The sequence below is a fragment of the Pseudomonas sp. OA65 genome (assembly GCF_017498305.1).
Taxonomy (GTDB): Bacteria; Pseudomonadota; Gammaproteobacteria; order Pseudomonadales; family Pseudomonadaceae; genus Aquipseudomonas; species Aquipseudomonas zanjanensis.
The window spans coordinates 37,680-44,652 of record NZ_JAGDEZ010000047.1 but is presented as its reverse complement, the minus strand read 5'-3'; the positions used below and the strand labels follow the sequence as shown (position 1 = coordinate 44,652).

4 protein-coding genes are annotated in these 6,973 nt (G+C 60.0%); 1 reads left to right on the top strand and 3 read right to left on the bottom strand.

Features of this window, described 5'->3' with window-relative positions:
* Nucleotides 1–210: 210 nt before the first annotated feature.
* Nucleotides 211–2,679: a UvrD-helicase domain-containing protein gene (locus tag J3361_RS25820; protein ID WP_207966930.1), complete on the bottom strand. Its 2,469-nt coding sequence runs from the start codon at nucleotides 2,677–2,679 to the stop codon at nucleotides 211–213.
* 237 nt (nucleotides 2,680–2,916) lie between these two features.
* On the opposite strand from J3361_RS25820, the gene J3361_RS25815 reads away from it, so the two are divergent.
* On the top strand, nucleotides 2,917–3,612 hold the full coding sequence (locus J3361_RS25815; RefSeq protein ID WP_207966929.1) for a pirin family protein: 696 nt from the start codon (nucleotides 2,917–2,919) through the stop codon (nucleotides 3,610–3,612).
* A 149-nt stretch (nucleotides 3,613–3,761) separates the two neighbouring features.
* Here the strand turns inward: J3361_RS25815 and pgm are convergent, their stop codons facing one another.
* Together pgm and J3361_RS25805 are read right to left on the bottom strand one after the other, a co-directional pair.
* On the bottom strand, nucleotides 3,762–5,408 hold the full coding sequence (pgm, locus tag J3361_RS25810) for a phosphoglucomutase (alpha-D-glucose-1,6-bisphosphate-dependent) (RefSeq protein WP_207966928.1): 1,647 nt from the start codon (nucleotides 5,406–5,408) through the stop codon (nucleotides 3,762–3,764).
* A gap of 91 nt (nucleotides 5,409–5,499) precedes the next feature.
* Nucleotides 5,500–6,897 (bottom strand): PLP-dependent aminotransferase family protein, encoded by a 1,398-nt coding sequence (locus J3361_RS25805; protein ID WP_207966927.1) that lies wholly within the window; start codon nucleotides 6,895–6,897, stop codon nucleotides 5,500–5,502.
* Nucleotides 6,898–6,973 lie beyond the last annotated feature (76 nt).

Here is a 6,973-nt window from a genome sequence, read left to right as displayed (position 1 = left end):
GCCGCGCTGGGCCATGGATGGCCCTTCGCGGCGGCCCACGGAGCAATGCCGGAGTGAGGGCACACCGAGCCTAGGCGAGGTGCCGAGTGGTGGGGCAAAGCGTTTTTGGTTACTTTTGGCGCTCTTCAAAAGTGACCCGCCGTAAGGGCGGAACCCTAAGCCGCCGTTACCTAAATAACGGATATACACACATACCCAGGAACAGAAGCCTTACCCCTTACGAAGACGCCGATGATCCGCAAAAAAGGGCTTATCCGCAGCAACACGATCCGAAGCCTTAGGCCCATTGGCCGCCTGCCCATCCAGCCCATCGACATACCAATAACAATGCTGCACCGCACGAGTAATCCCCACATACGCCAAACGCAAAATTTCATCTTTTTGCGCCGTGTCGTAAGGCTCAGCATCCCCGTCCTGCCCCAGCCCAGCCATTCGATAAACCTGATTTTTGTAGGGCGAACTACTCAGATGCTGGCAATCACCCAACAAGAACACCGCATCAGCCTGGAGCCCCTTGGCACTGTGGTAAGTCATCTGCCTGAGCCGCCGAGCCTCGTGAGGCAAGCTAGAATCCACATTAACTACTGACTGAATATTCTTTTCTATCAATAACTTATCACTGCTTTTTCGATACAGCATCAAGATGGAATCGCCCTTGCGATAATGCTCCTCCAATCGCAAGGCCAGGCCTTCATCGTCTCGATCCAGCACATTGACCGGACTCAGCGAACGAGGCATGCCGCTGGCCTTGGCCTTTTTACCCGGGATAGCCGCAGCGGCGCGCACGATGTGCTCGGCAGCGTCGATGATGTGCTGGTGGCTGCGGTAGTTGTCGGTAAGCATGACCCGCGTTGTCGCGGGTGACGGAAATTGCTTGTTGAACGCCATGAAATAGCTCGGCGAACTGCCGCGCCAGCCATAGATCGATTGCCAATCGTCCCCGACACACAACAAGGAAGAACGCTGGGCGCCGCGCCCCACATGCAGCGCAGGACCACGACTACGGACTTCCCGGAGACTGGCGCGAAGCCAGGAAACGATCTGCGGCGAAACGTCCTGGAACTCGTCGATCATCAAGTGCGAAAGCGGCCTGAGCAAGGCATCCCCCAGCAACTTGAAGTTTTCCGGCGAATGTTCGCTGAACAAGGCAAACATACGGTTGTAGGTCATGACCGGTGGCGATTGATTGAGCAAATGGTCTTCGAAGGCCCGCCAGTAGCGACTCAACGCCTCGAAAAAATATCGATCAGGGTCATCTCGGGCGAAGGACATCCGGCCCACTGCATCCGGGACGTCCAGGCCAAGGTTCTCGATAAAGCCTGCCGCCGCGACAAAGCAGTCCAGCAATGGCGCCGAAGCCAGCTCGCCCTTGACCTTGTAGTCGAACCCGGGCCCCGCGCTGGCGTCGCCAGCCATTGTGGCCACCACACGCTTTGACGCCTCATAACTTTCCAGCCAAATCAGTGGCTTACGACAGAAAGCTTGAAATAAGGTGCGCTTTACGGCCCACTCCGCACGGATACTCAACTTGGCACCCGGGCGACTGAGGCGGGCATCTTCCCGCGGATCGAAACCCAGCATTACCCAGGCATCCAGGGATGGCGCGTAGCCATGACAGTGGAACGTCGAACCGTTGATTTCGAACCTTTGTCGTTTTGGCTCGATTCCCTTGATGGGCCAGGCGCCGGCGCGAAACCACAGGTCCTCGACGGCGTCGCACAATTCTTCGTCGCGCTGGGCCGCCAGCTCGGTGACGGCCACCCGTTTTTGCACATCCGGATGCTCGCGTTCCAGCTCCTTGAGTTGCAAGGCGTGGCGGGACAGCGGCTGGATCAGTTCCCGGAAGCGTGCGTCGCGTTGGTAAAGGCTGTAATAACAGGCGTTGAGTTGCCCGCGTTGGACGTCATTGATGCGCAAGTCAAAAGGATTGCCTTGACCGTCGTCGTCCGCTTCGCCGCGATGACTCAGGGTCTCGAAGGCCTGGAGGCGCTCGAACCCAGGCAGGCTGCGGACCATGGGCAAGATACGCGAATGAAAGGTCCGCACCAGGTCGCGAGCCTCCTTGAGGCTGACGGTTCGCCCCCACAGGCGGAACACTTCGATCAGCTTCTGGATGAAATCCTTGCGCGATTCCCGGGTGAAGGTCACCACGGTCATCGAATCCAGCTCGAAGCCCAAGTAGTGGGACAGCAGCACGATACGCAACACCAGGGTCGTGGACTTGCCCGCACCCGCCCCGGCGACCACCGACGTAGACGGTGTGTCGCTGAAGATCATCTTCCATTGCGCGGCACTGGGTTGTGCATGCGCTGGCAGCAATCGAGCGACATCCGCTTTGATGCGTTTCTTCAGCTCGGCGGTCAGCGGCAGGCGCCAGTCGTCGAACAACAAATCATCCACTTGGGGTGCCGGATGCTCCGTGCTGCGCGAATCGCGGATCAACAGGACCTGACGGCCCTCTTCGAGCCCTTCGGCCCTGCCTTCCTTATAGCCATAGTCGAAACCAGCGGTATGGCCGCTGCGAAAACCGTCGGCCTGGCCGTGCAACCAGGATGCCCGGTGCTGGGCACGCAGGCGCGTCAGGCCATGGCCGAAGAACCGCGCGGCCAGGCGCTTGAGCAACGGCATCTGGGCCAGGGGCAAAAGCTCGGGGGGAATATCGGGAGTGTGTTGCGACACGCTGGGGACTCCGGTGTTCATGAACCATGACAGCTATGGTGTCTGTATTTGCCGCCAGGTTCCACCCAAAAGCTTTTAAGTCATGGGTTTAGGCGATGAAGTGAAAGTCACCTCGCGATTTTGTATCTAAATAGACGATAGGATTGACGCGTTTTTTACGCTTTTTATCGATGGTTTGCCTGGCGAAAATAGCCCCATCAACCCCTGGCTTTGCTTCTCAGCGAAAAGGACACGAACATGCTCGAACTCAGGCCCTTCGCCACCTTGGGTGCCGCCAACCACGGCTGGCTGGATGCCCACCACCATTTTTCGTTCGCCGAATACTACGACCCGCAACGCATGCATTGGGGCAACCTGCGGGTCTGGAACGACGACGTCATCGCCCCCGGCAGCGGCTTTCCTCAACACCCGCACCGAGACATGGAAATCATCACCTATGTGCGCGAAGGCGCGATCAGTCACCAGGACAACTTGGGCAATAAGGGCCGTACGGAGGCTGGCGATGTACAGGTCATGAGCGCGGGGACCGGGATTGCGCACAGCGAGTACAACCTGGAATCGACGGCCACGCGCATTTTCCAGATATGGATCATTCCCAACGAAGAAGGCCTGGCACCGTCGTGGGGTGCCAAACCTTTTCCCAAGGACTCGCGCGAAGGCTTCGTGACCCTGGCCAGTGGCAAGGCCGGCGATGACCAAAGCCTGCGCATTCGCGCCAACGCGCGGTTGGTAGCGGCCAATCTCAAAGCGGGTGAAAGTGCGGAGTACCGGCTGGACGCCGGACGACGTGCTTATCTTGTGCCAGCCACAGGATTAATAGAAATCAATGGCTTACGCGCACAAGCTCGAGACGGTGTTGCGATTGAAGCTGAACAGGTATTGCGAGTGACAGCGATCGAAGACAGCGAAATCGTGCTCGTGGACCTGGCTTGATTAACTTTGTGGCGAGAGGGTTGTGGGAGCAAAGCTTGCTCGCGAATGGGCGCCTCGATTTCTGAAATACCGCATCGTCTGTATCGCGGGCAAGCCTTGCTCCCACATGGGTCACCTGGCCACAGGTTGGAGCAAGACTTGCCAGCCAATCACTTGCTAGTGATAGCCCCATCCACCAACGTTTGCGCCTCAGCCACCAACTGCTTGAGGTGCGCCTCGCCAATGAAGCTTTCAGCGTAGATCTTGTAGATATCCTCGGTACCGGACGGACGCGCCGCGAACCAGCCGTTTTCGGTCATGACTTTCAAGCCGCCGATGGCCTGATCATTGCCTGGCGCATGACTGAGGATGCTCTGGATCTTCTCTCCAGCCAGTTCGGTAGACGTCACCTGATCCGGAGACAGCTTGCTCAACAGCGCCTTCTGCTGCGGGTTGGCCTTGGCATCGACGCGTACCGAGAACGGTTCGCCCAGTTCGTCGGTCAAGGCGCGGTAGGCCTGGCTCGGATCACGACCGGTACGCGCCGTCATCTCTGCGGCCAGCAACGCCGGAATCAGGCCGTCCTTGTCGGTACTCCAGACGCCGCCATCCTTGCGCAGGAACGAAGCACCGGCACTTTCTTCACCGCCAAAGCCCAGGGAGCCATCGAACAGGCCGTCGGCAAACCACTTGAAGCCCACCGGCACTTCATAGAGGCGGCGCCCCAGGCGCTTGGCGACGCGATCGATCAGGCCGCTACTGACCACCGTCTTGCCCACGCCAGCATCGGCGCGCCATTGCGGGCGATTCTGGAACAAATAGTCGATCGACACTGCCAGATAATTGTTCGGCGCCAACAGGCCGCCGGACGGCGTCACGATGCCATGGCGGTCATGGTCCGGGTCGCAGGCGAAGGCCACGTCGAAACGCTCCTTCAGGCCAATCAAACCTTGCATCGCATGGCTGGAGGATGGGTCCATGCGGATCTGCCCGTCCCAGTCGACGGTCATGAAACGGAAGGTGGAATCCACGTGGGTATTCACCACCTCCAGGTCCAGGCGGTAATGCTCGGCAATGGCCGGCCAGTAGCGCACGCCCGCCCCACCCAACGGGTCGACACCCAGGTGCAACCCGGCGGTGCGGATGGCATCGAAATCGATGACATTGATCAGGTCCGCCACATAGCTGTTGACGTAGTCGTGGCGGTGGGTGGTATCGGCCTTCAGGGCCTGCTCGTAACTGACGCGCTTGACGCCGGCGAGCTGGTTGGCCAGCAGTTCGTTGGCCTTGGCTTCGATCCACTTGGTGATGTGGGTATCGGCCGGGCCACCGTTGGTAGGGTTGTACTTGTAGCCACCGCTTTGCGGCGGGTTGTGGGACGGCGTGATGACGATGCCGTCCGCCAGGCCTGACGTGCGACCACGGTTGTAACAGAGAATGGCATGGGAAACCGCTGGCGTCGGAGTGTATTCATCCCCCTCGGCGATCATGACCGTCACACCGTTGGCCGCGAACACCTCCAATGCGCTGGCGCCCGCCGGGGTCGACAGCGCGTGGGTGTCGATACCGACGAACAACGGGCCGTTGATGCCCTGGGCTTCGCGATACAGGCAGATCGCCTGGCTGATTGCCAAGACGTGCCACTCGTTGAAGCCCAGGTCAAAGGAGCTGCCACGGTGGCCGGAAGTGCCGAATGCCACGCGCTGGGTCGCAACCGATGCATCGGGTCGGCCGGTGTAGTAGGCCGTCACCAGTCGCGGGATATCGATCAACAACTCTGCCGGTGCCGGCTTGCCCGCAAATGGACTGACTGTCATGCAAAACCTCTGGGTGGAGTGGCTCGGGAAATGGGGTGCAGTTTACTGACAGTTCGACCATGGCGCGATGGGTTCGATCCATCGCCGCCGATTACGATTGCTCAAGCCTCAAGGCGTCGGCCAACGCGCACAATGCCGCGTCCAGGTCCTGTGGCCCACTGAGCGTATGGGTCACGCGCATATGTTGCCCATACAGGCCATGAAGGCTGAACAGCTCGCCCGGCGCGATGACGATTCGCTGGGCCAGGAGCCGATGGAACACCCGCCGCAAATCGACCCGTCGCGTCGAGCGCATCCAGATCGTCGCGCCACCTTGGGGTTCCACCCATTGCAAGCTATCCCCGAGCCGCTCGCGCAGCAATTGCGTGGTCGAAACCGCGCTTTCGCGCAGCAGGCGCCGCAACACCAGCAAATGCTGGTCAATCCGCCCGTTGCTGTACAGCCGGGCGATAGCTTTCTGGCGAATCGGCGACAGGCGAAACGCACGCAGCAGGAAATGTCGTTGCAGTTGCAGGGTCAACTGGCGCGACAACAGGTAGCCATACGGCGCCTCTGGGCCGATAGTCTTCTCGAACGTGGAATAGACGATCAACCGATCCGGGTCGAGCAAGTCCCGAAAAGGTGTCGCCCCGACCTCGAACGCCAGGTCCGTATGGCTGTCGTTCTCCAGCACCCAGATGCCGTGCCGTTCCAACAACTGAGCGACGGCACGACGGTTTTCTTCAGGAACGAACGACCCCGTTGGCATGTTCAGGACCGACGACAACATCACCAGGCGCACCATTTCGCTTTCCAACAGTTGCTCCAACTGCTCGATATCGATTTCCCCGCCGACCAGCAATGGCAACTCTATGATGTTGATGTCAGCGGCCTGCAGCAGGCGCAACACGGCCCAGTCACAAGGCGACTCGATCAGCACCGTGGCGCCCCGAAGTGCCAGTACGGCAATCAGGATCTCCAGGACACCCCGCAGGTCGGCACCGATGTAGACGTCATCGGCATTCCAGCAACGGGCCGGCGAAGACGTGTAGCGGGCCGCCAGCGCGGTGCGCAGTTCCAGCTCGCCCCAGGGTTGCGAGGGCGTCTGCGAAGAACGTGGATATTGGCGCAGCAGCTCGCGCTCGAGCAGCAACATCGGACTGTCCAATGGCTGCATCGACGCCGGTTCATCCGCGCTGAGCACCAGCATGCCTGGCCGTCGGGCGTTGACATACAAGGTTTCGAGCAGATCGCCGCCACCGTCCAGGGTCGTCGTGCTGGGCGCCGGCAGTGCGTAATAACCGGACTTGGCGATCGAGTAGACCCGCCCTTCCTTCTCCAGCAACGAATACGCGTACTGGATGGTGGATATCGACACATTCAAGCGCTCGGCCAATTGCCGCAACGAGGGCAAGCGCACCCGTGCATCGACCTCCAGTTCGTTGATCAGCGTGGTCAGGTAGCGATAAACCGCCTGGTAGGCGAAGCCTGTCTCCCGGCAACCTTTCATCGGATCACGCCAGGAGAACGGATTGCAGCCGGCCAGGTCGCAACGCCGGGCGTAACAACCAGGTAGGAGGTAGACG

Bases quoted from the DNA above. Each gene is read 5' to 3' on its own strand.
- J3361_RS25815 (WP_207966929.1), top strand. From the start codon at position 2,917: ATGCTCGAACTCAGGCCCTTCGCCACCTTGGGTGCCGCCAACCACGGC.
- pgm (WP_207966928.1), bottom strand. From the start codon at position 5,408: ATGACAGTCAGTCCATTTGCGGGCAAGCCGGCACCGGCAGAGTTGTTG.
- J3361_RS25805 (WP_207966927.1), bottom strand. From the start codon at position 6,897: ATGAAAGGTTGCCGGGAGACAGGCTTCGCCTACCAGGCGGTTTATCGC.